Here is a 25323-nt window from a genome sequence, read left to right as displayed (position 1 = left end):
AATCAGTGTTACCCAAATGTCTGAAACTATTTTAGTAGCGACGATAATCACGTCGATCGCGTTGGTCACGTTGCCGTTCATAGCGATCGCGTTGGTCACGTTGCCGTTCAAAGCGATAGCGTTGCTCACGTTGCCGTTGTTCATATATTCTACGTTGCCGTTGTTCATATATTCTACGTTGCCGTTCACGCCACTCGCGTTGATCTTGACGAAAATCACGTCGATCTTCTCCTCCAAAAATTACTTGTACTTGAGCAGAAGCTGGTTTTGCTAAAACAGTAGAAGTGAGCAAAACACCTATCAGGCAAGTTGTTAGAATTCTTTTCATAATGACAGTTACTTAATTAAAAGTCTCCTGAAAGATTGAAGAATAACTCGTTTTTTTAGCAGATTATAGAACATGAAAGACTAGAAAAAGGCTTTAATATTTACTCATCTGTACCTGTGAGTTTATCGGCTAGAGTTGCTATAAAAATCAAGTAGACGAATTTAAATAATTTAAGCCACATTTTTAGTTTTTTCATAATTACAGCAGATTTCAGGTAAATGAGGAACATGCGTCAAACGCAAAACCCTGTAGAGACGTTGCGCTGGAACGTCTCTACGTATATTTAAGAACAACGCAATCTGCTGTAAATATAAGTAATTTAAACTTACTACTTGTTCTCAGTTTTCAACAAGAATTGCTGCTAACAATAATAGATAACCCTATGTATTATTTTCGCTCATATATACAAAAAATAATTCTTCCTAAAGTCATGATCTATTTATGACTTTAGTCATGAGTTTTCTGAAAAATATTTTCACTTTCCCCCTCTCGAAAGTCAGGTTATGACAGAAAGCTGCTAACAAGAGCCTATACGTAAGTAAAAGGAGTATCCTAAATAATAGAACTTGTATTAATTACGTTTGCTTTAAATTAAAAATTATGCTTTTGAATGAGCGAGGTAATATGATGAAACGTCTTATTGTCAGTTGTTTATCTACTTTGCTTTTACTAGCAGCAACTCAAAAGTTAGCAAGCGCTGAAACTATAGCGCAGAATCCAGCTAGCTCGAATGTTTATCAAGGTACTGGCAACTTGCTCAATTACCCTAGTGGAACGCGCATTTATAATAATGGTTCCCTTAATATCCCTAATGGAACAACAATTTATCCTTCCGTGACGATAAATAATGGTGACGGTTCTAGGACTTACTATTACTCAAACGGAACTCGCATTACCACTGATAAAAATACAGTTAGTCCTGGCGGTAATTTTATCATACCAAGCGTCAATGGAGGGCTGAACAATGGAAATAGAATTAGAACTAACCCAATTCCAAACCAGAACCTTTTAAACAGAAATAGGTGCGTACCACGTCCGTTGGGGCAGTCTCCTGTCTTTGTGCCAAATACTGGCTGCTAACAAGTTGTAATGGGCACGAAAAGTGCCCATTATGAGCGATTAATCGCTCACTACTTAACCTTCAACAAACTTGAGAGAAACACCGTTCATGCAATAACGCTTACCGGTGGGTTGAGGACCGTCGTCAAATACATGACCCAAATGTCCACCACAACGATGACAATGAACTTCAGTTCTAGTCATAAAAAATGATTTGTCTACGGTGAAAGCGATCGCACCTTCGATTGGTTGGAAAAAACTGGGCCAGCCTGTGCCACTATTGAATTTTGTGTCTGATGTAAAAAGTGGCAAATCACATGCTGCACATAGATAAGTACCCTTATCATACTCTTTATCCAGCGGGCTAGTATGAGCGGGTTCAGTTCCATGTTTACGCAGCACTTTATATTGTTCTGGTGTTAAAATAGTACGCCACTCTTGTTCAGTTTTCTGAACTTCAAACTCGTTATTTGAGATTGCCATAACTTCTGACCTGTTTAGTAAATAATGTGATAACCATGCGGTGCCAACTATTGTTGCACCAGCCTGTAAAAAACTGCGTTTATTCATATTTTAGTTTCCAGTTCTTTAGGAATAAGAGACTTGGGAATAATTGAAGCTTGTTTTTCTCCATCGCTCGGTTTTGTATACCACCAAGCCCAAGCTATTAAAACCGCTTGTAAGGGCAGTCTTATCGCTTGCAGTAAGTTTGAATCTGGTATATGGTCAATTTTGATATGATTGACCGCCATATTAATATTAGCTGGGTAAACCGCAATAAAAAGAGCAATTAATCCCCAAGCAGCAGGTTGACTTAGAGGTGGGACTAATAAACCGATACCACCTAAAATTTCATAAAAACCACTCAGATAAACTAATCCCAAAGGATTGGGGAGTTGTGGCGGTACAATTCTCACATATTGATCGGCAACGGTAAAGTGCGTTATTCCGACTATTATGATACATACTGCAAGAATGACACGTAAGAGTTCTTTGTTCTTTTTTATGTATTGCATCTGACTATCTGCTTTGTGTTCATAGTTTCAGTTTCCCTGCTTCACCAATCTGGGAGGGGGAAAGGGGAAAGGAAAAAAGGGGAAAGGTGAATCTGGAACTTTAACTAATTTCTTAAATAGTAGCTTGGCAGCTTTAGCGGATATGCGCTTTTCGCTTTATCGTGGAGAGAAAAGTGCGATCGCAAAAAATCACCCCCCTCTTCAACAATTAAAAAGGGGGGCTGACTGCTGCTCAATAAATTTTGTGCATATCTAGGCAAATATTGGTAATATTGCCCAGATTTTTCAAACGTATCATTGTTGATGATGCTGTATAATATAAATACGCTTGATTAGTGCGGGATGCAAAAGCTTACGAAGTTGTGAAAACTTTGAAACACTTGGCACAAACTAATTATTAAAAACTATTGAGTTTTTAAGTCTCGTACTGAAAATAAGTTTTCAGTATCTCTAACTGGGAGTTAGAGGTCAAGGAACCTACGCCACAGGGCTAGTGTTCCAAGCCTTTTGGCGCTTCTAATTGAGCAAACTTATACCGTGGAGTTGGATTTACCTATATTTATGGATTTATGCCTAGATATGCGTAGGTTTTTAGAAGCGGTAAGAGTGTGAGGTGCTATACACTCTAGTACAGGTCAGCGTAAATAAAGCTACCATTCAAAAAAGCCAAAAAGCTTGAAATACAAGCTTTTTGACTTTTGACTTTTGACTTCCGCGTTCGCGTAGTGTCTCCGAAGGAGAAGCGGTACTAGTAGGCGTCTTGCATCTCGTAGAAATCAGGAGAGATGTAATCTTTACGTAAAGGAAAACCTACCCAATCTTCTGGCATCAACAAGCGTTTGAGATTCGGGTGTCCTTCGTAGATAATACCGAATAAGTCGTAAGATTCGCGCTCTTGCCAATCTGCCGTCTTCCAAATCCAGTATACTGAAGGCACTCTAGGATTTTCTCGTGGTAGGAAGACTTTGACTCGGACTTCTTCAGGGCGTTGGCGCAAGCCTTGTCGTAAGACATCGCTATTATCAGCGACTTTAATCAAGTGATACATACTGACCAACTCTTGTCCAACTCCAATATCAATACCACATTGACACTGAAGATAATTAAACCCGTAGGCATACAGTGCAGTAGAAATTGGCAACAAGAAATCTGGCTCAACCTTAATAATTTCTACCCCATTGTGGTCGGGTGCCAAAAACTCATGAGCAAAACCATTTTCTGTTAACCATTGGGAAACTTTACCCGCTTCTACCAATGACTCTTTTTCTACTGGTACTGGTTTAGATTCTTCATCAGCCACGGCTAGCTTCCTCCTTTTGACCCTGTGTTAGCAGCGCTGGTGGTACCGGCATACCTATAGCTTCCGTCAGTTCCTTGGGCGGTGTGAAGCGAGTTTCTGACTGCATATATTTGCCAGTGAGAATTTGCTCGGTTTGCTTCATATTGTGAGTCGTGCTGTAATAGCGGTGAGTTTGCTTAATCAAACCCCGCTCTTGCATCGAATCATTAGCAATCTTCTTCCGCAGCTTGATGATCGCGTCAATAATTGCTTCTGGACGCGGTGGACAACCGGGTAAATACACATCTACCGGAATCAGCTTATCAACTCCACGCACTGCTGTGGGAGAATCCACGCTAAACATCCCACCAGTAATCGTACAAGCTCCCATAGCGATGACATACTTGGGTTCCGGCATTTGTTCGTAAAGACGCACCAACTGAGGTGCCATCTTCATCGTGATCGTTCCTGCCGTAATAATTAAATCAGCTTGCCGGGGGCTAGAACGAGGAATTAGCCCGAAACGGTCAAAGTCAAACCGGGAACCAATCAAAGCTGCAAACTCAATAAAGCAGCAAGCCGTACCAAACAACAGGGGCCACAAACTCGAAAGCCGCGCCCAGTTGTATAAATCATCAACCGTAGTGAGAATTACGTTTTCTGAAAGGTCTTGAGTAACCGTAGTTCGCTCAATCGGGTTGATAATTCGCTCTTTATCTTCGGTAGTTGAATTAATATTCAAGACCATTCCAAAGCTCCTTTACGCCATGCATAAACTAGGGCAACTACAAGAATCGCAATAAAAATCAGTGCTTCAATAAATGCCAATAGCCCCAAACGGTGGAAAGCAACCGCCCAAGGATAGAGAAACACAGTCTCCACATCAAAGACGACGAAGACTAGCGCAAACATGTAGTAGCGAATATTGAACTGAATCCAAGCTCCACCGATGGGTTCCATGCCGGATTCATAAGTGGTTCGCCGTTCCGGGTTGCGACCACTGGGTCTGAGGAGCTTCGACGCTGAAAGCGCCAGGGCAGGCACTAGGCTACAGACTAACAAGAAGCCTAGAAGGTACTCGTAACCGCTGAGGACAAACACAATAAATATCTACCTACCGCTATTGATATCAAGGGTACTAGGGACTAGGGACTGGGGACTAGGGGCTAGGGATACCTGAAAGAGATTATTTATAATGGATCTGTTTCTTCCTAGTACCCAGTCACTAGTCCCCAGTCCCCAATCCCTATACATTATATCTTTTTGATAAATGCTGAATGCTGCCAAATAGACAGGCTTGAGGTATTTGATTCCTTTTTGATTGTGATAGAAAAGTCTAACAATTATGTCATAATTTTTAACGTATATTTAATATTTGCCCCTCAGCTGCCGTCAGGAACCTCAGCCGTCATGCTGAGGCTTGAAAGAGAAATCATCAAGCCATCCTGACCCGACCACCTAGTAATAGGTAGCCGTTATTTGAGTCACGACACCTTGGGATACGCAGCCAGTCCCTCGCTCTGTCGCTTGTGATTAAACAGTTCTAAGGTCACTGGAACAGTGTTGCAAGCCCAACAAGCTCTCATAACTGGTCAAGGCTAACTTTACCCCTTTTGGGAGGTTCCGCAAGGAACGAAACCATTATGCGTACAGGGTGAAAAATTTGAAACGGTAATTGTCCCGTTGAAAGTGCAACACAATAGTACACCAAATTAAGTAACCCTTAGGCGGTAATGGTATCCAAATTCAATATAAAGCCGTCCTGTAAGCACGGGGTTTCTACCCATTTTTATGATGAGTGAACAAGCTGTTGAGACTCAAGAGTTAGACCGTTACGAGTGTCGTGCTTGCGGTTACATCTATCAACCCGAAAAGGGAGATGACACCAACGACATTCCCCCAGGAACACCTTTCGCAGAATTGCCCATAACGTGGCGCTGCCCAGTTTGTGCTGCGAGAAAGAACGCTTTCACTAACGTAGGTATTCAAGGTACAGCATCCGGCTTTAAGGAAAATCTCCGTTATGGATTGGGTGTCAACCAGCTGACACCGAACCAAAAAAATATCCTGATTTTCGGCGGATTGGCTCTTGCCTTCTTGTTTTTTTTAAGTCTCTACGGTTTACAGTAGGATGTTACATATCTTACTTACATAAAAACCGATTACTTAAAGTAAACCTTTGAAAGAAACCCTAGACAAATTTAGAAGAAACTAAAAAATACAGATGCATTCAATTGTGAGAAGTTGGCAAAGAATAGTTGCCTTATTGGTAGTCGTCCTCATGTGTATAGGTTGTAGCAAAGTTCCCTCGACTAGCTACAATCCTTGGGAAATCATTTCTGTGCCAACAGAGGCGAAACTACTAGATATTGCCTTTACTGATAACCTTCAGCATGGGTATTTAGTCGGTAGCAGCGCCACTTTGTTAGAAACAAAAGATGGTGGTGAAACTTGGAAACCTTTAACACTGCAACTTGACGATCCGAAGTATCGGTTTAACTCAGTCAGTTTTACTGGGAAAGAAGGCTGGATAGTCGGAGAGCCAAGTCTGATATTGCATACCACTGATGAAGGTGCTTCGTGGTCGCGCATTCCCGTAAGCGAAAAATTACCCGGTGGTCCAATTAGCATTTTGGCATTAGGACAAAATTCAGCGGAGATGGCTACGGATGTAGGAGCAATATATAAGACTACAGACGGCGGTAAAAACTGGAAGGCACAGGTAGAACAAGCAGTTGGTGTGCTACGTAACATCAAGCGATCGCCTGATGGAAAATATGTTGGCGTTTCTGCCAAAGGTAACTTCTACTCAACTTGGGAACCAGGACAAACTGCTTGGGTTCCTCATAACCGCAATAGTTCTAGACGAGTTGAAAATATGGGGTTTACCGACAAGGGGCAATTATGGATGTTAGCACGAGGCGGTCAAGTGCAATTTAATGACCCAGAAAAACCTGAAGAATGGTTAGAAGCCCAATATCCAGAAGTGTCTACAAGCTGGGGTTTACTGGATATGGCATATCGCACACCTGAAGAAATTTGGCTCGGTGGTGGTAGTGGTAATTTGCTGCGGAGTGCTGATGGTGGCAAAACCTGGGAAAAAGACCGTGATGTGGAAGGAGTTCCAGCAAATTTGTATAAGATTGTGTTCTTTTCCCCAGAACAGGGATTTATTATTGGCGATCGCGGTATTTTACTAAAATATCAACCAAGTGTTGCAGCAGCTTCCAAATCAGGAGCGGCTTAACCTTAAGATTGGGTATTTCTGATGCAAATTCTGAGAAATAGGTTGCAAGTTGTAACTCTTTCTTAACTTTGTAGGATAATATTCTCAAGAACAATCTCACTCAGGTAGGAATCACGCATGTCAGGTACCACTGGAGAACGTCCGTTTTCGGACATTATTACCAGCGTTCGTTACTGGGTAATTCACAGCATCACCATCCCCGCATTATTTATTGCAGGTTGGTTATTTGTCAGCACCGGACTGGCTTATGATGTATTTGGCACACCCCGACCGAACGAGTATTACCCAAGAGCGGAGCAGGTAGCACCGCCAATTGTGAAAGATCGTTTTGAAGCTAAACAACAAATTGATCAATTTACCGGAAAATAGTTTGACATGACCAGCGGCAATAACGTTAATCAACCAATTACTTACCCGATTTTTACGGTTAGATGGCTTGCAGTTCACACCCTCGCTGTACCCACCGTGTTCTTTTTGGGTGCGATCGCTTCAATGCAGTTTATTCAACGCTAGGAGGAACTACTCATGGATAGATCGCCAAATTCTAATAAACAGCCGGTCGAACTAAACCGGACTTCGCTTTTCCTGGGACTACTACTGATTTTTGTTCTGGGGATTCTATTTTCCAGTTACTTCTTTAACTAACAAAGGACGACTGGTATTAATCCTTGTTTATTTAACAAGCGTTGATTTTTTATTAAGGGAGGAGAAAACCTGTGTCTGGAAGTGGAAGAATTCCCCTGTGGGTTGTCGCGACAATCGTAGGGTTAGGTGTAATTACTGTTGTAGGCATTTTCTTTTACGGGGCTTACGCCGGAATCGGTTCTTCCATATAATTGTGGCTGGAACTGAATACCGTCATCTGAATTTTAAACGCAATTGTTGAGAAATCAGCATAAAAAAACCGCCTGTCTTTAAAAGATAGGCGGTATTTTAATATTCACTCTTTCTGATAAATCTGCAAAAAATCGATGAAAATTGGTCATCACTGAATTGATGCATGAATCCGGATGTAAAGACGTTCCGACGGAACGTCTCTACAAAGATTTTAGTGTTGTGTAAAATCATTTTCACGCCCCAGATTCACCAACGCCAAAAATTGGTCATCGTTTTTTTGGGATTGGGGATTTATCAAACTTAAGCTATATCTTCGCGTTCAATGTATATAAACAACAAGGCAATTGCCACTGCTGAAAAAACTAAACCTGTCAGTGGAACGAAGATAGAAGGCAAAAATGAAGTTGACATAGTAAAGATTCCTGTTAAATCTTACTGGAATTCATTCTGGAGCTTACTGCAAATTCTGCCTCATTTTTGAAAATCTATCATATTTTTAACAAATTGAGATTTTATATATGGGTATTGGGGATTTTCCGGCTCAATTCAACCTGAAGGTACTAGACATTTGGTGGAAAATAATGTATATATGTAAAATTTCGCCTAATCCAGAGGATTGGGAGTGTTGCTTTATATTTGGTAATGAAGCAGTTACGAGACAGCATTTCCATTTTTTGGCTCCTGATTTATGTTTTTCTGCAACAAATAATATCAGTAAAGTAAATATGATGCCTGCCATTAAAAGAGGGAAAAAAGGCGATATGAAACAATATTTTGGAAAATTTCTCTTTTGGAAAAAACTTTTTGGTTTACTGACTCTGGTTATGGTATTTTTACAGAGGGTTGGGAAGCATCTATTCAGGATTAGTTGCAAAATTCAATGAATGAAATTTATTCTCTTGAACGTAGACAGTTTGCCAATAAGTCAAGTCTATATATAGCCAAAGATGATAAATTATGATTTTACAAAAGAAGTACTTGTCCCCGAATTTCTCCTCGCAAGTAAAGCAATTTACGATAACATAAAGATACCTTTTGGCACTAGGCTATGGCAGTTGCTTTTATTAGCTGATGGCTATGCCTTACTTTCAGGTTCACATGATTATTCTCAAGAGGATTTAGAACGGTTTCTCCATATCTTAATTCGGAATAAAAAACCGATTCTTATAGACGGTGCTAACGCAGCTACAACCGAGATTGTTCGGGAATTTTATCGACGATATAGGCGTATGCAAATTATCGAAGTCAACGATCTACACGCTTCGGTATTTGATCCGTACATGTCGTTTGAACATTCATCAGATCGTCATGTTTTAGCCATACTATCGCATAAATACATTCGTCGTCGAGCGCTTCATCAACATGCTCAAGAGTATGGGCTTTTTGTCGGACAGAATGCGATCGCGCAACAATCTGTACACATTATTGGGATTGCTCCGATCAGAGCTATGCTCACTCAGGAGGCGATCGCACTTATGGCTCAAGCTCCCCTAATTGTCACCTTTGATTTTGTGTATGACCTCATCAAAGATGTCGGACTGCAAGGAGAACTCCATATACTGGAGTATGACTGGGAAAGGTATGAAGTCAATATCGATCGCATCAACCAAAAATTGAGCCAGCTTCATATTCAAGGCTGTTATGATATTACCCTCATCGTAGAGGGGAATCCTGAAGTTTATGATCTCTTATCCTACTTGTCATTAGCCTATCGTATTTATCGCTTTGAAGTCATTGCTCCTGCGGTCGTGTTGTGTTGTGCATGGATTACCGAGCATTATGGAATTGATATCACTGAGCCGAGCTATGTCATCATTTGATGCTGAGTTATGCAAATGATAAAGCCTATACTAAGCCACTTGGTTATCAGGTAGATTACGAACTCATTGACTATATTTATCAGGGCATTCCTCATGGTGATGGTCTACTTGGACAGATGATTGATGAATGGGTTCTTAAACTTCCTTTGATGAATTTACTCCGAAAACGAGGGAAGGAGATGGCACGTTGTCTATTCGAGTTCGCTCAGGAATGGGAAAAAGATATTGCCATGCCAATTACTGTCCTGGGAATAGGGACTTCCCAAGACGTTTTGGAGTTTGTCACAGACAAATACACATTGCCCATGAATATTACCTGTATCGATGTGGATGCACGGGGCTTTGCGATACTTAAGAAACAGCTTGAAGTATTAGGAAATCAGCTATCTGTCTCTTTTGTGCAAGATAGCGTCCTCCAAATCTATCAAGGGAGTAGTCGAGTGTTTCTTGATCCACAAAAGGCTATCTTAGGGGCGAATATTCTACACTACCTTGATGATAACGAAGTCATCGAATTTCTCAACTGGATATACGAAAAATTATTGCCAGATGGTGTTGTAATTTTGGGACAAATATCTGAAACGAACCCCAATCGTGTTTATCTTGAATATATTCTTGAATGGTCGTTTTATCATCGAAGACAGGAGGTATTGAAAGACTTGTTCGCTCGGTCAAAATTTCGATATTCTAATATAGAATTCCATTCTGATGCGATTCAACTAATTTTGTCTTGTCGTAAGCTCGTTGAGTAAGGATGTTTGAGTACTGGCGTAAAGCGAGATGACTTAAGGCATCTAAAACAGGATATTTTGAACAGGATGGAGGGTGCTTTATCACCCTGAAGTTGGTAGTTTAAAGACTAGAGTTGACTGAAGCTATTTTATTTCAATCTAAGGAAGAACAATATAATGAGGATTGCGCTAACGAACTTGCCAACAGAACACGGAGAACGAATTGCTCGTTTGCTTGTAGAAGAGCATGTTGTAGCCTGTGTCAACCTGTATCCGATCCAGAGCGTGTATTTTTGGAAAGGAGAAATACGATCAGACGCTGAAGTTACATTGATGATGAAAGTCTCAACAGAAGGAGTAGAGCGTTTAAAGCACCGGCTCTGTGAACTTCATCCTTATGAATTGCCAGAGTTTGTTGTTCTTGAGGTTGATAACAAAGCTTCTCTGCGTGAGTACGTTGACTTTGTTCGATCTGAAACACACCTCTGATGAACTTGATAGGATAACATGACCCAAGTCTTTTACGCTTAAGTCTGGATGCAAAAGCTCGTGTAAATATTGGCTCATTTTGCTTGCGAAAGGAAAAAAAATTTGCGTTGGGACAAATTACAGCAGATTGCGTTGTTATTAAATACACCTATAGACGTAGCATTGCTACGTCTCTACAAGGAGAGGGGTTTTACGCATGTACCTCCTGCAATCTGAAATTAGCTGTATATTATTTGCTGGTAATTAATACTCAAATCCAGGGGATAAGCTTATATTCCCAGCAGTTCATCTAGCTGCAAAGTTGGCAAATCTGGAGGAATCACAGTCCTGCCGATTGTCACTTTATGACTTTCCTGTTGAGTTGCCATATCTATAGCGATCGCTTCTAAGCGAATTTCCAAACAGCCAAAGGGAATATTTAACTGAGTCATCACCTCCAAATCTCCCAAAGAGTTAGGTAGCAAATTCTTGAGCAAATGCGGACCATCTAACAACCAGCGAGTTTGACAATCCTCCATCCATAACTTCACAGCCATTTGCTCCCGCACGTAAGGCAGATACACGCGCACTCTGATAGATTTGCCGGCAATAAGTTCACCTTCTGGTACATCCAGTTGGGGAATTGGCAACGGACTCCAATTTGTCGCTGCGATCGCTAGAGAAACCGATAAATTTGTGACTGATTCGTCCTTTTGCTCAAACAAACCGCTCTGCGTAGCATCGGCTTCAATTTCATTTGCTGTATCATCTACGACAAATTCTTGTGTGAACCAAGTTGGCTGTAACTGAGGTGGTAGTTGTGGTACTTCCGGTGACAAGGAAACTTCTGATACATTTTCTTCATGTAGCGTCTCAGTAACTTCTTCCACAATATCGCCTTGTTGTGTCTCCATATCAGATACTAACGGCGAATTAACATCAGCAGTCAAAGTTTGCTCATCCAAAGAAACCGGATATTCTTCAGAAATAGTCTGGTTAGCTGGGATATAAGTATAGTAGTTCTGAGACTGCACATTCATCGGTTCAGGCAAAGAATAGCCTTGAGTGTGCATCCACTTTCTGATTAAAGGGGATGAATAGGGGTTGTCTGGTGTGATTAATTCAGAAGCTTGGAGGACAACTACTTCTGGGTTATAGTTATCCGGCGATCGCACATCCTCAACCATTAATTCTTCAAGTGCATCTTCATCCCCTTCTAAGTCAGTTGCATTTTCCGACTCAGTTATGGTAGTCTCAAGCTGGGGAAATTCCTCTGGAGTTTGATAATCCAAAGTATCTTGCCCGTTGCTTTGAACTTCTTCAAAGTCGGTAGACAAGGATTTAACCGGTGTCAAATATCTAAAAGTGGAGCCTGCACTCAGAGAAAGTCTTGCCTGTTCCTCAAATATTGGCTCTTGACCCTCGGCAATTATAGTATCTGTGTTTTCTAAATACTGCGATTTGGACGCGGCTAACATTTTAGTTTGCCCGTGAGAAAAAGTTGGTAATTGAGGCGATGTTTGGCTACAAGAAGCAGAGCTTGTACGCACTGCGACTGATTTCCTTAGCTTTTGCAGATCAATTCGCGGTGGTAAAGCTTTTTTCGTTGATGCATGAAAAACTAGATTTTGACCTGTTTTTACGCTTTTTACTAGATTAAACAGTTCTAAATCAAGGGATGATGGTAACGGTTCTTTAGAAATAGGCGGCGCTAGCTGGTAATCTAGTTCTGATGTACTATGTTTCATAGCTGTACTAATTGCCAGTAATTCTGTCACATCTGCTGTAATTGTGAAGGACTGGCTGGCTAACAGTGTTACCTCACCAATTCCAGCGAGTGCGCCATATAAACTTATATCTGCTAAAATCAGCTTGGATTCGCAATTAGCGGGAATTTCAATCTGGCTAGTGATAGTACAGGGTAAAATCTTTTCAGGTATTGGTTGCCTTAGTTGAGTTAATATTTCCGATTTTTGGGGCGATCGCATTTCAATTTGCAGGAATGCCGCACAGACGCTTTCTAAATCTGATGTTTCACTCAGCAGTTCTTGCTTTAATTCTACACGCCCATTGAGACAAAGAGTTTCTCCCCAACGAGCAACATAAGTTTCCTGCTCTAAAGTTAGCAGTAATGGTGGCGGTGCTTGCTCTGCTGGAGTCACATCAATCGCTTCATTATCAAGCAAAGATTCAGAAACGGGTAAAGCTAACTCTAATAAGTTTTGTAATATTTGCTCTGCTGTATCACCTTTAACCCAGACTGGGGTAATAGGTGCATCAATAATTGCATCTTCTTCTTTACTTGGCAAAGGCTTACTTTGTGTAATAATTACTGGCTCTGCCTTAACGGTAATAGCGTTATCTATGGTGGTAGAAGTTTGGGCTGCGGCTGTTGATAAGCTGTTGGGATGATGTTCAGAGTCGTCCAATCTCTTGACATCCGATAAAACTGCCGATTGAGGCAGAACTTGGATTTTGATGCTATATTGCCAGGATTTACCCAGGATATCAGACATCAAATCGCCAGAGCATCGTAACTCCCAAATTCCTGGCTTCAGGTGGGTAAAGGGAATTACTGCCATTAAGCCTTCATTGTTAGTGCGACGCGATCGCTTTTGAACTCGTCGCTGTATGGGAACTTCCTGAGTGGAAGAGTGAATTACGCGCACTTCTACATCTATATGAGGACGGTTAGAACGAGCCAAAACTCGATACCGACCTTCCAATATTTCTAAATTTGGCGATTCCAAGGTATGCCAAGAGCGATCGCCTTGTTTCTGTAATAGAAATTGCCAGTGTTCCATTGTGGGTGATGCCGAAACCGAAGGGAAGCACAGTAATATTTTGCATTACTTTGCTTGCCAGTGTACATCTGTTTATACAAAACAACAATTAGAGCGATCGGCAAGTACTCCACGGTTATAGCGCGATCGCCTCTACAACCATCATTTTTATCTTGACAGACTACTAGTTTAGTGCAACGCGATCGCTTTATTTTACTTCTGTCACTTCACCCAAGCGGGTAAAGCGAATTTCAATGCGTCGTCGTGTGACATCTTCCTGGTGAGCTAACGATGGTTGTGCAAACTCGCCTGATGGTAATATAAGCTGTGCCGCAGAATAGGCGCGAAATTTCAGTCCTTGTAGCCTATGTTCTTTGGTCTGGATGTAACGCAGCACTCTGACTAATGCTAGCGATCGCATTAGTCCTAAGTCAGCATTAGAACCAGCTTTCAAATTTTGTATTGGTACATCACCATTAGCTACGTTTTCTAAATTCTGGTCTAGATTACTGATTACACTGCCATTAGCCTGACCATCAGTATGACCGATAATTTCTACTGTATTTATGTTATATTCTTTTGTCTTGCGTTCAATTTCTGGAACTATTTTCGTCCAAATATAATTGTACATTGGCTGTGGTAGTTCAGCACTGCCGGAAGCAAAACGGTAAGCACCTTCATCTTTAATTAAAATAATTGGTGGTGTGCGTGTATTTTTATTAGATATTTGCGACACTGTATATTTGACGCTAACTATTAATAGTAAAAAAAGAAGTATCATGAAGGCATTAGACATTAAGTCTGTGAAAGCAGACCAAATATTCAGGTCTTCATTATAATCAGTATGTCGAGAACGCCGATTCATATTTAAATAATTATAAATGTTTAGTTAGAAAGCCGATTGTTGGCATCACCACTTCTCAGTTGAGAAATTTCCTGCTTAATCTCAGCAACTTTTTGGCTACATTCTTGAATTTTATTACCTAAAAACTGAGTACCTTTGATACTAGTTTCAACTTCTTGTGTCATAGCTGAAATCAAGCGATCGCCTACATTTTTGTATTCGGAAGTTGCTTTCACATTGTTGTCTTTGAGTAACTCCATCAAATCAAAGTTTAATGTGTCAACTTTGACGTTTAATTGATTTGCATAACCTTCTAGATTGGAGACAATAGTGTGAAATTGTTGGTTGTTAGCGTTGAGTTGCTCAGATAAGTTTAAAACAAAGCGATCGCTTAAAGACTCAATTCCCAATTTTACCCCTTCCGTATAGCTTCTGACCATACCTACCAACTCTTTCAGGGTAACTTCTACCCCATTGAAACTATCAGCTTTATTTGCAATTTTATCCTCTAAATTATCAAGTTTTTTAGTTACTTTTCCTAAATTAGTAGCACCTTGATTAAGTTGAGGAATAATTTCGCTCAGAGAGTTTTGATTAGTTTGATGCAACTCTAATACTTTGACTGAAGTTTGATTAACACTTCTTATTTCTTCTCCCAAACGCTGAATTTCACTCACTACTGTTGCAATAGATATCACAGTCTCAGCCAAACTTGCCGCAGACTGAGAAAATCTTGTTTGTGTGTTAGCCAAATCTGCTGTAGCATCTGATAATTTCTGGGCAAACTGGCTTTTTTCAAATGTTTCAGCAGCTTGTTTAAATATCTCAGATTTTGCCTTCAGTTCTTCACCAGCAATCTTAAAATTAGTAGCAGCAGCAGATATAGTTCCAGAAGAGTCTTTAAAACCCTCATAAACTTGTCTTGCTAGTTGATTGGCTTTTTTATTTTCTTCCGCAATTTCTTTAGCTACTTTTCCTAAAGATTGCTCAACGACATCGCGAACATTCTTACCAAAGTTAGTTAAAAATTCATTTTGCAGATTAGCCATTCTGTCAACAGCTTTATCAAGACGAGTATGACCATCTATTGTTGGTTGATAAATATTGTCTAAGTAATCTTCTAAAGAACTAATAAGTCGATACTTGGCTTGGCTAGTATTTTTTAACCAGTTAAATACCGTCAAGACAACACTAAATAATAGTCCTGTTAAACTAGTAATAAAGGCAATGCTCATGCCTTGTAGTGGTTTTTCTAGTTCAGCCACTAAACTAGTTACATCACTAGCAGTGGTTTGATTGATTGTTTGACTAAGTGCTAACAAACTAATTGTAATACCTAAAAAAGTACCGAATAAGCCAAATGCTAATAATAAATTAGGTAGAATGCGGCAGAAATAATCGATTTGGTCACAACCAACTTCTTTATTAAAAACTAATAAATTTACTCTAATCTTTTCTTGGCTATAAAGTTGGTCAATTAAAGCTGCCGTATTAACATTATCTAATTGAATACTAGCTTGTCTAAATCTGCTTTTTAGATTTATTACAGTCTGAGGTTCTGCTACACTTTTGTTTCCACTAATCAGCATTTTTACTTTATCAGCTTCCTGAACCAGATGTTGATAGAGAGACCAGCGTGAAAGAATAGCAGCTAGAGATGGCAAAATTACGAGTACAACAGTGAAAAGAATTAAGTTAGATGGTATCAATGGCATAAAAATACTCTTAAGATAGTGAGAGGATATTAAAAACTAATAGCTAGTTTATAATTGCGATGCACTCGCATCACAACTACAAACTAGCTATATTAGACTGGGTATTTATTGAATATTTCTTTACGCTTGCGATCGTATTCTTCTAGACTTAGAATACCATCATCTAAATCTTCTTTTAACTGCTTTATTTCTAAACGTCGTTTTGTCATATTATCGCCATCCACAGGATAATCAACAATAACTATCTCTCCAGGAATAGCTTTCTGATTTAATATATTTGTTGGCGGATTTTGTTGTTGTGCAGTTTTAAGTCGCTGCTCTAGCTTTCTACGGAAACGATTAATAATTCCTTCTTTAACTGTGGGGTCATTGTTTGCAGAAGTTCCTAATACTGTAGCTTTGTAGGGGTAATTAGGACTATCTTCAGGTAATTTATCAAGGAAGTTGATAAACTGCCGCAGTTTAGGAAAATATTCATTGTCCCAAAGTTCAGGTTGTCTTTCTATTTGGGCAATTTCATCATCTAAAAGCTTCTGCAAAGCTTCACTCATATTCTTGCGGTTAGCAAGTTCCTCTAAAGCTTGACTCCACTCAGAATTCAGAGATGCAGTATTATAACTATAACGAGATTCATCATAATATTGAAATTCTAATTTATGATTTTCCTGGTTTTTCTCTAATAACCCAAACGCTAGACAAGGATAAAAAATATCCTCCAATTCCTCGATTCTTCTCGCATCAGGAGGAATGATATCAGGAAATGTTGCACGAGAGTCATTATGTAGAAAAGATGTAGGAGAATTCTGTTCCCTGATGTAGGGGTTTCTCATCCTTTCTAGATTGCCAATTAATCTCAGAGGAAAACCAGCGTACTCATTCACAATTAAAATTTCGTCGTCAGCTTGAGTCGCTTTGAAGACACTTGTAGCAATTCCCAAATCCTGTTCTAGCAAATCTTTAAACTGTTTTACTTCTAACTCATCTCTGTCCTTAAACCCGATTAATTTACTACTTTTAGCAAGGTCATCATGGAAGTAAGGATCAGTCAAATTCAAGCGTAGGAGAGGTTCAGCTTCTTGCATAATTTGTGCGAAACGAGTTGAACGCGCTGCAAGTGAGTACTTTTCCATAAAGCGTTTAATTACATTAACTATATTGTCACCGCGATTCGTGAATATGTTGTCAACTTTGAGATTAACTTCTTTTTGCAGTTGGTATGGAGTCGTGCGATCTCGATCTATAAAACTTGCTAAAGATTGTCCCCGTCCTGTTGGTTCTGTAATTGCTGAACTGACAAATACTAACAGCTGGCGAACATCATCTTCTGGTAACATATTTTGGTAACAGCAATCAATATCTTCACTATCAAATATTGCTTCACCGCTCATTTCATCAAAGTTCAGTTGTTTCAATTCTCGCTCTTGTTTCTCATAAGCGCTTTGCAAATTTTCTACGCTTGCATTAAAAGCAGCTAGTTGAGTTGCTCTTTCTTGAACATGTCTTTGCAACTCACTCACAATTCGTAGCGCTTCCTGAAAGACTTCCAATTCAAAGTTATGCTTAATCAGTTCATAGACTTCCCGTACCACCCTTTTAGCTTCAGCTTGTACTTGGCTATTTTTATTATTGAGTAAACGAATCCCACCTTTTTGTTCAATGTCTTCAATTATTTGTTCAGTATCACGCCATTTTATATCTACATCTTCCAAGCGTTTCATACTACCAATGTTGGTGATTTCTTCCTGAATATTATGTTGATAGTTATGCAATTCATGTTGTAAAGCATCTAGCCAGTTGCGCGTGCTTTTAATCGAAAATTTAGGTTCTCCGGGAGTAAGTAATTGATTGATAAAGTCGTCAATATTTGTTTTCAATTCTTTACTGATTGTCGGACGAATTTGTTGCACTTTTGTTAGCCAAATTCCCCTACTACTTTCAGTTTCACCTGGTTGAATTTTCCTAAATTGTTCGCGAAACTCTCTTGACAACTGTTGGCGAATACCATTCCGGTCATCTTTATTTTGGCAATCAGAGATTGACCGTTCTAATTTATTTCTCCAAGCGTTGATTATATTAGTAAAATTTTTATTAGATTCTTGGACAGATTCAGTTAGTCTGGTAGTTATACCATCCTTTTTCCCTTCGTCGCTGTGCCAACGATACTGAATTAAAAATTGTTCCAGTAAACTTGAGGTATCTGGACTTTGACCTTCGCCATTTAACCAGAATTTTACTAGCTCTAAACGGACACTATTTAAAGCGACTTGAACAATGGTATCGCGAGGGAAATAAATAGCCGCTAGCCCAAATGTTAAAAAGCGCTGGACATTCTGACGCGGGTGTTTATCCCCCTGAATCATGTGTTGCAGAAAGTTGTCTCTGTTGCCTTTAACTACTGGTGCTAATTCACCAGAAAAGTCTAAAGCAATCTTATGAGCAATGACGTTGCACAACTTACCCTGTCCTAAGATTTGATACTCGCCACTTGTTTGACTGGAAACTAAATAAGTGTAGTCAAAAGGTGGTCGTTGCTCCTGCACATACACCAAATTTTGAATATCATAATAAGCTTCAAACTTTGTGCCGGGAGTGCTGTAATAATTTAATTCTTTGAGAGCAGCATAAGTATTGGCACTCATATTAGGAGTGTTACCATACAATTCTGGACTAATCACTAAATAGCCGACAATTTGACCTCCTTGACCGCCATAAAGATGCCTAAGACTATAAGCAACATCTAAAAACATCCCGCTTCCTGTACCCCCACAAAGAGAACCCACGACAAAAATATTGAGTCCTGGTTCCACTCTTAAACCTTCTCTTAGTAATAGAGAATCATGTCCTCTTGTACGTTTTTCTGCTGTTTCAATTGCTGTTTTAATCTTTTGATAATTGTGGAAAAAAGCCAGTCTTCCAACAGGTCTAATACCTTTTGCACCTTCTTCCACTGCTTTAATATTTCGCAGTAATTGCGGGGGAAACCAGATACCAATATGGTCATAGGGACCGTGACGAGTGTATTCTGAACGCCGCTCCAATCCTTCCACAAACATAGTAACCTCGGCAGAGGACATAGTAGCACTGACTTTTTCCGCTTCCCGAAAGCTGAGATCAACACCATGATAAGTACTTCCTGTACGAATACCAGTTACTTGGGTTGCGGCTTTATCTGTATCGATGTGGACAAAACTAACAATTGGTAAGTTGCTTAAATCGTCATAGCGGTCTACAATTAATCGCCGAATTCGCATCAAAACATCCCGTCCAGTACCGCCTAATCCGATACAAATTGTGCGATTAATTCCGCGATATTGAAGTTGATTTCCAGTGTTGTTAATCATGTTTTCATTCCTCAGTTACTATTTTTTAACTTTAATTACTATTTTGTAATCACGTCTGTTATATGGACAATTTATCCTGAACGTAGAACTAGAGATGAAAGTGCGCGACGTAATTTCTTTATTGTTGTAATAAATTGGTGTTGAATTAGTTGGTACTAAATATAAACTCTCGCCTTTCCTCTCTAAATATGCTCTAACTTCTGAACCTGGACAATCAATAGAATCTATACAAGAAGCATCATATTCACCAATTGCAATGCGTTTGTTGTTTGGTAATCTGCATTTTTGGTCTTCGGGGTTTTCTGTTGCTTCAAAATCAACTTTCAATTCCCACTTCTTTTGTAGACGCAAGAATCTAATTAACCCAAAAACCAAACCCGCAAATATTAATAGAGAAATTAAACTTGGTAGCCACAACTGCTTAATTAAATAAGGAGTGACTAAACAAGTTTCTTCACCCCCTGGTGCTGGTGTACAAATTTCCTGGACAGTAGGTGCAATATCAACGACAGTGAGTTTATACTCTTTATTATTATTGGTTGTAATTGAGCGCGATCGCTCTTTTATTGGCAAAGCTTTAATCCAACTTTGTCGCTGTTGACTTTCTGGGGAATTTGCTATCCTAAAAGGACTAATAGCTGGTGTTTCCACCCACACTTGTGAGTTAATTCCTGGTTGGGTAAATAAAGGTGCGTCTGTAACCCAAACAACTGACTGTGGCTTGATTGGTTGACTTTTATGGAGACGATTTTGATTGATTTGAGCGAGACCTTGATAAATACTTAATTCAGCTCGCTGAATATCTGTGCCGTAGCGGTTTGGATCAGGGACAAAAGGTATTTTTGCTAATACTTTTTCAATGTTTTCTTTACTTTTAATTTTAAATTGTATGGGTGTTACGAATGAATTTACACCCGGTGTAACTTCTTTTAAAGCTACATTTTTATCAAAAGGAACAACGTAAACTGAATCTCCCGGTTTTAGGCTATCTTCAACAATCTGACGTAAGCGAATACGACCCTCATCATTCAATCCGACGCTTTCCGTCAAATCAATAGCCAAGACAACATCCCGTCCACTATGCAAAACTGAGACTAAATTTAAACCGATTTTTTGTACAGAACTAAGTGGCTGTCCAGGGATAACTTGTGTAAATATCACAAATAATATATTTACTAATCAGTATATTAGACTTATTACATAAAATACTCGGCAAATGCAACTCGCGGCACTCTCTTTTATCTGGGTTAGTTAAACAAGAGAATTTTACTTATGTGCTTACTTGCTGTGCATTACTCCTCACTAAGATAACTCACGCGAACTTCAATCCATAGTGATTTTGGTCACAGTGGAATGTCGAAAAATGGTGAGATAAGGGGTGATACCCCACCAATCGCAATAGCTGTATCCTTGGAGAAGTCGGGGAGCTTGTTTCGTTTACTTAACATTTCTTATCTTAAATCAAAAATATAAATGTTTACTTCACAGCTTTTTTAGGGAAACCTTTATTTAAGTCCAGAATTAAGTTAATAAGTAGTTAGTTTACTCAGTACATTATTATTTTACTTATGAAGAAAAATAATCACGTGTTTTTACATAAATAGAATAGTCTCATTGTAACTGATATTATGCAGTTTTTAGCTCAACAATATCCCATTGAGATGGTTATTGAATTTACGAAAAACGGACTTATTTAACCTATACTAAAAAAAGCTTTATACCTAAATAACTGATGAACCTATTGAAATCTGAGTACAAAGAATCTGAAGAAAAATACTCTCTATTTTTCTCGCTTTCCATAGATTTATTGTGTATTGCTAATTTTGATGGTTATTTTAAGTATTTAAATCCAGTATGGACAAAAACCCTAGGTTGGTCAACTCAGGAACTCATTGCTAAACCCTTTATCGAATTTGTTCACCTCGAAGACCGTGAATCTACTATTTTAGCAGCCCAAAAACTTACAGAATCTGTAGATTCAATCTGCTTTGAAAACCGCTATCTTTGTCGAGACGGTTCCTACAAATGGCTGTCATGGAATGCAACTGGTTTGAGTGAAGAAAAGTTGATTTATGCAGTAGCTCGTGACATCACTCTTAATAAAGAGAGTGAGATAGTACTACAACAGTCTATCCGAGAACTAGAAGCTTTTAAATTTGCCTTAAACGCCCATTCACTGGTAGCTATTACTGATAAAACGGGCAGAATAACCTATGTTAATGACCAATTTTGTGAAATTTCTAAATATTCTAGAGAAGAACTTTTAGGGCAAGATCATCGTATTATCAATTCTGGTTATCATACAAAGGAATTTTTTGCAAATTTATGGAAAACTATTGCCCAAGGAGAAATATGGAAAGGAGAAATTAAAAATAAAGCCAAGGATGGTACTTTTTATTGGGTGGATACTTTGATCGCCCCAATATTGAACTCAGATGGAAAATACTATCAATATGTAGCAATTCGTACAGATATTACACAGCGCAAGCTTTCAGAGTTAGCTTTATTGGAGCGATCGCGCTTGTCACTTTTGAGCGCAGAAGTCAGCTTAGGCTTATCTCAAAGTGGCACACTTACAGAAATTTTGCAAAACTGTACAAATACTATTTCCCAATACCTTGATATCGGCTTTATTTGTATCTGGACTTTTGAACAACAGACAAACCACCTGCAATTGCAAGCTGGCGTTCATTGTACAGACGTTACTTGTAGTGCTTTGAGCGATACCAGAGATTACCCAAATCACATGGTTTTAGTTAATAATATTATTGGCTTAATGATTCAAAACCATCAAGCCGTTTTTAACGAAGAACTATCAATTAATAATTCAGATAAACTTTTGGATTCTGCATTCTCAATTTTTCGATTTTCTGCTTATCCCCTGATAGTAGAGCAGCAATTAATCGGTATAATGGCTTTATTTAGCAAGCAATTATTTACCGAACCAACTCATAACCTATTAAATTGGATTGCTAATAATATAGCTGTAGCTATCGACCGAATCTGGGCGCGAGAAGAACTCCTAAGCCGTCGGGAAGCCTTATTACTGCGTCTAGCTAGTCAAATCCGTAGTTCTCTTAACCTAGATATAATCCTAGAAACTGCGGTTAATGAAATTCGGAGCTTATTACAAATTGATCGTTGCTACTTTCTTTGTTACTTACCGCACCCATCCCAGCCAAGCCTGACTGTCACCTATGAAGCACGAAACCCTAACTTACCAACCATGTTAGGTAGTATTCCGGTGCAAAAAAGTACTTTTTTAACAAAAATACTTCTCTCTCAAGAGCTAAGTTGTATCGACGATATTAATAGCAAGTCATATCTCGATTATGATATGCAAGAACTTTTAACTGATTTTGGCATCACATCTCAACTACTGTTACCAGTTAAGAGTAATTCTGGGGAGATTGCAGCAATTGTTTGCAGTCATTGCAGTGGCGATCGCATTTGGAGTAACAGTGAAATTAAGCTCTTACAAGCTGTTTGTGATCAACTAGCGATCGCCATCGATCACGCACAACTTTATACCCAAAGTCGCTCTGATACTTTAGTAGCTCAAACTCAAGCTGAAAAACTCACCGAAACCTTGCACAAATTGCAGCAAACTCAATCTCAATTGATCCAGAATGAAAAAATGTCTAGCTTAGGACAATTAGTGGCTGGAGTTGCCCATGAAATCAACAATCCAGTTAACTTTATTCACGGCAATTTAACCTATGCTAAAGAATACTTTCAAGAAATGTTAACTCTATTGCACCTTTATCAGCAATACTATCCCCAGCCCCAAGCAGAAATTGAAGATTTCGCTGAAAGAATTGATTTAGAATTTATTACTGATGACCTTTATCAACTCCTAAATTCGATGAATATGGGTACTAATCGTATCCGTGAAATTGTTTTGGGATTGCGAAACTTTTCTCGTCATGATGAAGCAGATAAAAAACAAGTAGACATTCATGAAGGAATTGAAAATACACTATTAATTTTGCATCATCGCTGGAAAAATAATGGGATTGGGCTGGATATATCTATTGTTAAAGAATATGGTGATTTGCCCTTAGTTGATTGCTATCCTGGGCAGCTTAATCAAGTGTTTATGAATATTTTGACTAATGCGATCGATGCTTTAGAAGAGTCAATTGTCAATATCAAAACAACTAATCAACCGCAAATTTCAATTAGTACTAAAGTTTTAGATAGTAAATTTGTTGTCATCCGAATTGCCGACAACGGATTAGGAATGACAGAAGACGTTAGAAAGCGGTTATTTGATCCATTTTTCACCACAAAACCGGTAGGCAAGGGAACAGGTCTAGGACTGTCAATTAGCTACCAAATTGTAGTTGAAAGACATGGTGGAATTTTGAATTGTCTATCAGAACCAGGAAAAGGCACAGAATTCTGGATTAAAATTCCAATTTAAGCATCAGATTGTGGTGTAGAAACATTCTGCAGTACTGTCGTGTAAATCATAACTACAAAGGAACCGAGATTGAGATCGCTCCAGATGTATTATTTTATATTGCGACTAAATTTATGAAAGGCGATCGCTTCCAGTACATGGAAGAAGATAAACAACATTCACAGAATCATCCTTGTGCCTCAGAAAAACGCCTATGAAATCAATCGCACAAAGAATTGGTATTTTGGTGAGTGCGCTAACGGCTGAGGAGATTAGGAACCAATTATTATATGCCTGAATCGTTTGCTGGAATGGTAGTACAGTGGTGTCTGGGAATTCTTAATTGGTGCTAAGTTTAACGTGAGTTCATCGCCTGCCCTAATATGAGACTTGACAGACCACTAGTACCGCTTCGCGGAAGTCACTCATTCAAAAGTCAAAAGTCAAAAGTAATATGGAATAAGCTTTTTAGCGATTGAGAATGGTCTGTTGATTTTCGCGCCCGCTGTACTAGTGTATTCCTCCTGTCAACCCCCACAACCACTTTCAGTCCCAGGATTCTTGTCCTGCCTATCTTTCACCAATGTTAAGAAAGATCCCGGTAATGCATAGCCTTGTAGGAGAGAGGAATGGAAGCGAGGTTTCACTGCAAGAGAGGGGATTTCTCTGCTGAAGTCAGCATTAATTTTTGCAAAAAAGGGAAAACTATGATTACACCCTCTATGGAGGGAATCGTAATGTAAATCCCCAAAAGAAAAAATGCTAAAAAAACCTTTACTGAATTTTCTGATTGTACCGTGTTCTGTAGTTTCCTTAATTTGTCTGGGAATGCTTTCTGATTCCAAAGTTAATGCTTTACCAGGACAAAGTACAGAGGAAGTCGGCACCTGGATTAAAGCTAATTCTACACTTCGTCCCACCGGAAATGAGCGCTTTTTGATTCAAAAGACTGATACAGCAGCACAGCGATTTAGTTTTCAAGCATCGGTGTTACCACCTGGTAGAGTCGCTTTTACCAAAGACCGCAGCAGAATACGCACCGAACGGATTGCGATGTATGATGCAATTAACGGGATTACATCTGAACGTTTGCAAGAATCGTTGCGCGTCATTTATGGGTTAGATATTTATCAAGATTTCGATCGCGCTCAGGTAATATATGAGTATCCGAACCAAAGTGCGATAAATAGTGCGCGTTTCGCGAAAACCCCCATTAGAGAAGCTTTGCAGGGAGAATTGCGAGTAGGCGATCGCTATGCATATTGGGTAGAAGTTGCTCAACCCAAAGAAGGTAAAGCCTTTGTCGGTCAGATGACAGTTTTGCTCAAAACCGATTTAGATAAGCTAGAAGCCGAATTGCGAAATCGTTAATAGATATAAGCGTATAAATTAAATATGCGTTATCCAGAACCCTTGTAGAGACGGCGATTTATCGCGTCTCTACATTCTT

25 protein-coding genes are annotated in these 25323 nt (G+C 39.3%); 13 read left to right on the top strand and 12 right to left on the bottom strand.

Going from position 1 to position 25323, the window contains the following annotated elements:
• Nucleotides 1-31 precede the first annotated feature (31 nt).
• Nucleotides 32-328, bottom strand: a complete 297-nt coding sequence (locus tag TOL9009_RS39705) for a hypothetical protein (protein WP_038296440.1) — start codon at nucleotides 326-328, stop codon at nucleotides 32-34.
• 624 nt (nucleotides 329-952) lie between these two features.
• Here TOL9009_RS39705 and TOL9009_RS0119045 point away from each other — a divergent pair.
• A complete protein-coding gene (locus TOL9009_RS0119045) occupies nucleotides 953-1408 on the top strand; it encodes a hypothetical protein (protein WP_144238275.1) in 456 nt (151 codons plus the stop codon).
• A 54-nt stretch (nucleotides 1409-1462) separates the two neighbouring features.
• Here TOL9009_RS0119045 and msrB read toward each other — a convergent pair whose 3' ends face one another.
• The 5 genes from msrB to ndhC all read right to left on the bottom strand — a co-directional run bounded on the left by msrB (nucleotide 1463) and on the right by ndhC (nucleotide 4783).
• Nucleotides 1463-1957 (bottom strand): peptide-methionine (R)-S-oxide reductase MsrB, encoded by a 495-nt coding sequence (gene msrB, locus TOL9009_RS0119040; RefSeq protein ID WP_029634198.1) that lies wholly within the window; start codon nucleotides 1955-1957, stop codon nucleotides 1463-1465.
• The gene (locus tag TOL9009_RS0119035) at nucleotides 1954-2403 is read right to left on the bottom strand and encodes a DoxX family protein (RefSeq protein WP_038296439.1); all 450 of its coding nucleotides are present in this window, start codon (nucleotides 2401-2403) and stop codon (nucleotides 1954-1956) included. The genes msrB and TOL9009_RS0119035 overlap by 4 nt, the downstream gene beginning before the upstream one ends.
• Nucleotides 2404-3151: 748 nt before the next feature.
• Nucleotides 3152-3703: an NAD(P)H-quinone oxidoreductase subunit J gene (locus tag TOL9009_RS0119030; protein WP_029634196.1), complete on the bottom strand. Its 552-nt coding sequence runs from the start codon at nucleotides 3701-3703 to the stop codon at nucleotides 3152-3154.
• The gene (ndhK, locus tag TOL9009_RS0119025; RefSeq protein WP_029634195.1) at nucleotides 3696-4430 is read right to left on the bottom strand and encodes a photosynthetic/respiratory NAD(P)H-quinone oxidoreductase subunit K; all 735 of its coding nucleotides are present in this window, start codon (nucleotides 4428-4430) and stop codon (nucleotides 3696-3698) included. The genes TOL9009_RS0119030 and ndhK overlap by 8 nt, the downstream gene beginning before the upstream one ends.
• The gene (gene ndhC, locus TOL9009_RS0119020; RefSeq protein WP_026093494.1) at nucleotides 4421-4783 is read right to left on the bottom strand and encodes a photosynthetic/respiratory NAD(P)H-quinone oxidoreductase subunit C; all 363 of its coding nucleotides are present in this window, start codon (nucleotides 4781-4783) and stop codon (nucleotides 4421-4423) included. The genes ndhK and ndhC overlap by 10 nt, the downstream gene beginning before the upstream one ends.
• Before the next feature lie 693 nt (nucleotides 4784-5476).
• On the opposite strand from ndhC, the gene TOL9009_RS0119015 reads away from it, so the two are divergent.
• From TOL9009_RS0119015 to TOL9009_RS43650, 6 genes are all read left to right on the top strand, one after another.
• Entirely contained in the window at nucleotides 5477-5812 is a 336-nt protein-coding gene (locus TOL9009_RS0119015; RefSeq protein ID WP_029634194.1) for a rubredoxin, read from the top strand.
• Between the two features lie 94 nt (nucleotides 5813-5906).
• On the top strand, nucleotides 5907-6929 hold the full coding sequence (locus TOL9009_RS0119010; RefSeq protein WP_029634193.1) for a photosynthesis system II assembly factor Ycf48: 1023 nt from the start codon (nucleotides 5907-5909) through the stop codon (nucleotides 6927-6929).
• 117 nt (nucleotides 6930-7046) lie between these two features.
• On the top strand, nucleotides 7047-7298 hold the full coding sequence (gene psbE, locus TOL9009_RS0119005) for a cytochrome b559 subunit alpha (protein ID WP_029634192.1): 252 nt from the start codon (nucleotides 7047-7049) through the stop codon (nucleotides 7296-7298).
• Between the two features lie 6 nt (nucleotides 7299-7304).
• Complete coding sequence (gene psbF / locus TOL9009_RS0119000; protein WP_029634191.1) at nucleotides 7305-7442, top strand: cytochrome b559 subunit beta; 138 nt, start codon at nucleotides 7305-7307, stop codon at nucleotides 7440-7442.
• A gap of 12 nt (nucleotides 7443-7454) precedes the next feature.
• Entirely contained in the window at nucleotides 7455-7574 is a 120-nt protein-coding gene (locus tag TOL9009_RS43655; RefSeq protein ID WP_072022154.1) for a photosystem II reaction center protein L, read from the top strand.
• 71 nt (nucleotides 7575-7645) lie between these two features.
• A complete protein-coding gene (locus TOL9009_RS43650; protein ID WP_072022153.1) occupies nucleotides 7646-7765 on the top strand; it encodes a photosystem II reaction center protein J in 120 nt (39 codons plus the stop codon).
• Between the two features lie 301 nt (nucleotides 7766-8066).
• Here the strand turns inward: TOL9009_RS43650 and psaI are convergent, their stop codons facing one another.
• Nucleotides 8067-8177 carry a photosystem I reaction center subunit VIII gene (gene psaI / locus TOL9009_RS43645; RefSeq protein WP_072022152.1) on the bottom strand — a complete coding sequence of 37 codons (111 nt, stop codon included), beginning with the start codon at nucleotides 8175-8177 and terminating at the stop codon, nucleotides 8067-8069.
• Nucleotides 8178-8284: 107 nt separating this feature from the next.
• Here psaI and TOL9009_RS0118990 point away from each other — a divergent pair, with 107 nt between their 5' ends.
• The 4 genes from TOL9009_RS0118990 to cutA all read left to right on the top strand — a co-directional run bounded on the left by TOL9009_RS0118990 (nucleotide 8285) and on the right by cutA (nucleotide 10806).
• Nucleotides 8285-8650, top strand: a complete 366-nt coding sequence (locus tag TOL9009_RS0118990; protein WP_029634190.1) for a hypothetical protein — start codon at nucleotides 8285-8287, stop codon at nucleotides 8648-8650.
• Nucleotides 8651-8713: 63 nt separating this feature from the next.
• Nucleotides 8714-9586, top strand: a complete 873-nt coding sequence (locus TOL9009_RS0118985) for an SAM-dependent methyltransferase (RefSeq protein WP_029634189.1) — start codon at nucleotides 8714-8716, stop codon at nucleotides 9584-9586.
• The gene (locus TOL9009_RS0118980; RefSeq protein ID WP_029634188.1) at nucleotides 9586-10338 is read left to right on the top strand and encodes a hypothetical protein; all 753 of its coding nucleotides are present in this window, start codon (nucleotides 9586-9588) and stop codon (nucleotides 10336-10338) included. Before TOL9009_RS0118985 ends, TOL9009_RS0118980 begins: the two co-directional genes overlap by 1 nt.
• A 156-nt stretch (nucleotides 10339-10494) precedes the next feature.
• Nucleotides 10495-10806, top strand: a complete 312-nt coding sequence (gene cutA, locus TOL9009_RS0118975; RefSeq protein ID WP_038296437.1) for a divalent-cation tolerance protein CutA — start codon at nucleotides 10495-10497, stop codon at nucleotides 10804-10806.
• Nucleotides 10807-11075: 269 nt separating this feature from the next.
• Here the strand turns inward: cutA and TOL9009_RS0118970 are convergent, their stop codons facing one another.
• The 5 genes from TOL9009_RS0118970 to TOL9009_RS0118950 all read right to left on the bottom strand — a co-directional run bounded on the left by TOL9009_RS0118970 (nucleotide 11076) and on the right by TOL9009_RS0118950 (nucleotide 20629).
• Nucleotides 11076-13589, bottom strand: coding sequence for a hypothetical protein (locus TOL9009_RS0118970; protein WP_029634186.1), 2514 nt, complete (start codon nucleotides 13587-13589; stop codon nucleotides 11076-11078).
• A 187-nt stretch (nucleotides 13590-13776) separates the two neighbouring features.
• Nucleotides 13777-14433, bottom strand: coding sequence for a hypothetical protein (locus tag TOL9009_RS0118965; RefSeq protein WP_029634185.1), 657 nt, complete (start codon nucleotides 14431-14433; stop codon nucleotides 13777-13779).
• Nucleotides 14434-14453: 20 nt separating this feature from the next.
• Complete coding sequence (locus TOL9009_RS0118960; protein WP_029634184.1) at nucleotides 14454-16127, bottom strand: MotA/TolQ/ExbB proton channel family protein; 1674 nt, start codon at nucleotides 16125-16127, stop codon at nucleotides 14454-14456.
• Between the two features lie 92 nt (nucleotides 16128-16219).
• Nucleotides 16220-19468 carry a tubulin-like doman-containing protein gene (locus TOL9009_RS0118955; protein WP_029634183.1) on the bottom strand — a complete coding sequence of 1083 codons (3249 nt, stop codon included), beginning with the start codon at nucleotides 19466-19468 and terminating at the stop codon, nucleotides 16220-16222.
• Nucleotides 19469-19486: 18 nt separating this feature from the next.
• Nucleotides 19487-20629 (bottom strand): vWA domain-containing protein, encoded by a 1143-nt coding sequence (locus TOL9009_RS0118950; RefSeq protein ID WP_038296436.1) that lies wholly within the window; start codon nucleotides 20627-20629, stop codon nucleotides 19487-19489.
• Nucleotides 20630-21200: 571 nt separating this feature from the next.
• Here TOL9009_RS0118950 and TOL9009_RS0118945 point away from each other — a divergent pair.
• Together TOL9009_RS0118945 and TOL9009_RS0118940 are read left to right on the top strand one after the other, a co-directional pair.
• Nucleotides 21201-23894 carry a PAS domain S-box protein gene (locus TOL9009_RS0118945; RefSeq protein ID WP_038296433.1) on the top strand — a complete coding sequence of 898 codons (2694 nt, stop codon included), beginning with the start codon at nucleotides 21201-21203 and terminating at the stop codon, nucleotides 23892-23894.
• Nucleotides 23895-24632: 738 nt separating this feature from the next.
• Nucleotides 24633-25244 (top strand): hypothetical protein, encoded by a 612-nt coding sequence (locus TOL9009_RS0118940; RefSeq protein WP_029634180.1) that lies wholly within the window; start codon nucleotides 24633-24635, stop codon nucleotides 25242-25244.
• Nucleotides 25245-25323: the final 79 nt, after the last annotated feature.

This window comes from [Scytonema hofmanni] UTEX 2349 (genome assembly GCF_000582685.1).
Lineage (GTDB): Bacteria > Cyanobacteriota > Cyanobacteriia > Cyanobacteriales > Nostocaceae > Hassallia > Hassallia hofmanni.
This window is presented reverse-complemented; position numbering and strand designations above follow the sequence as displayed.

Bases quoted from the DNA above. Each gene is read 5' to 3' on its own strand.
- TOL9009_RS0119015 (WP_029634194.1), top strand. From the start codon at position 5,477: ATGAGTGAACAAGCTGTTGAGACTCAAGAGTTAGACCGTTACGAGTGT.
- TOL9009_RS0118965 (WP_029634185.1), bottom strand. From the start codon at position 14,433: ATGAATCGGCGTTCTCGACATACTGATTATAATGAAGACCTGAATATT.
- TOL9009_RS0118945 (WP_038296433.1), top strand. From the start codon at position 21,201: ATGAACCTATTGAAATCTGAGTACAAAGAATCTGAAGAAAAATACTCT.
- psbE (WP_029634192.1), top strand. From the start codon at position 7,047: ATGTCAGGTACCACTGGAGAACGTCCGTTTTCGGACATTATTACCAGC.
- TOL9009_RS43655 (WP_072022154.1), top strand. From the start codon at position 7,455: ATGGATAGATCGCCAAATTCTAATAAACAGCCGGTCGAACTAAACCGG.
- TOL9009_RS0118955 (WP_029634183.1), bottom strand. From the start codon at position 19,468: ATGATTAACAACACTGGAAATCAACTTCAATATCGCGGAATTAATCGC.
- TOL9009_RS0118960 (WP_029634184.1), bottom strand. From the start codon at position 16,127: ATGCCATTGATACCATCTAACTTAATTCTTTTCACTGTTGTACTCGTA.
- TOL9009_RS0119035 (WP_038296439.1), bottom strand. From the start codon at position 2,403: ATGCAATACATAAAAAAGAACAAAGAACTCTTACGTGTCATTCTTGCA.
- TOL9009_RS0118980 (WP_029634188.1), top strand. From the start codon at position 9,586: ATGCTGAGTTATGCAAATGATAAAGCCTATACTAAGCCACTTGGTTAT.
- TOL9009_RS39705 (WP_038296440.1), bottom strand. From the start codon at position 328: ATGAAAAGAATTCTAACAACTTGCCTGATAGGTGTTTTGCTCACTTCT.
- TOL9009_RS0119010 (WP_029634193.1), top strand. From the start codon at position 5,907: ATGCATTCAATTGTGAGAAGTTGGCAAAGAATAGTTGCCTTATTGGTA.
- cutA (WP_038296437.1), top strand. From the start codon at position 10,495: ATGAGGATTGCGCTAACGAACTTGCCAACAGAACACGGAGAACGAATT.
- TOL9009_RS0118990 (WP_029634190.1), top strand. From the start codon at position 8,285: ATGGGTATTGGGGATTTTCCGGCTCAATTCAACCTGAAGGTACTAGAC.
- TOL9009_RS0118940 (WP_029634180.1), top strand. From the start codon at position 24,633: ATGCTAAAAAAACCTTTACTGAATTTTCTGATTGTACCGTGTTCTGTA.
- TOL9009_RS0119045 (WP_144238275.1), top strand. From the start codon at position 953: ATGATGAAACGTCTTATTGTCAGTTGTTTATCTACTTTGCTTTTACTA.
- psaI (WP_072022152.1), bottom strand. From the start codon at position 8,177: ATGTCAACTTCATTTTTGCCTTCTATCTTCGTTCCACTGACAGGTTTA.
- msrB (WP_029634198.1), bottom strand. From the start codon at position 1,957: ATGAATAAACGCAGTTTTTTACAGGCTGGTGCAACAATAGTTGGCACC.
- TOL9009_RS0118985 (WP_029634189.1), top strand. From the start codon at position 8,714: ATGATAAATTATGATTTTACAAAAGAAGTACTTGTCCCCGAATTTCTC.
- psbF (WP_029634191.1), top strand. From the start codon at position 7,305: ATGACCAGCGGCAATAACGTTAATCAACCAATTACTTACCCGATTTTT.
- ndhK (WP_029634195.1), bottom strand. From the start codon at position 4,430: ATGGTCTTGAATATTAATTCAACTACCGAAGATAAAGAGCGAATTATC.
- TOL9009_RS0118970 (WP_029634186.1), bottom strand. From the start codon at position 13,589: ATGGAACACTGGCAATTTCTATTACAGAAACAAGGCGATCGCTCTTGG.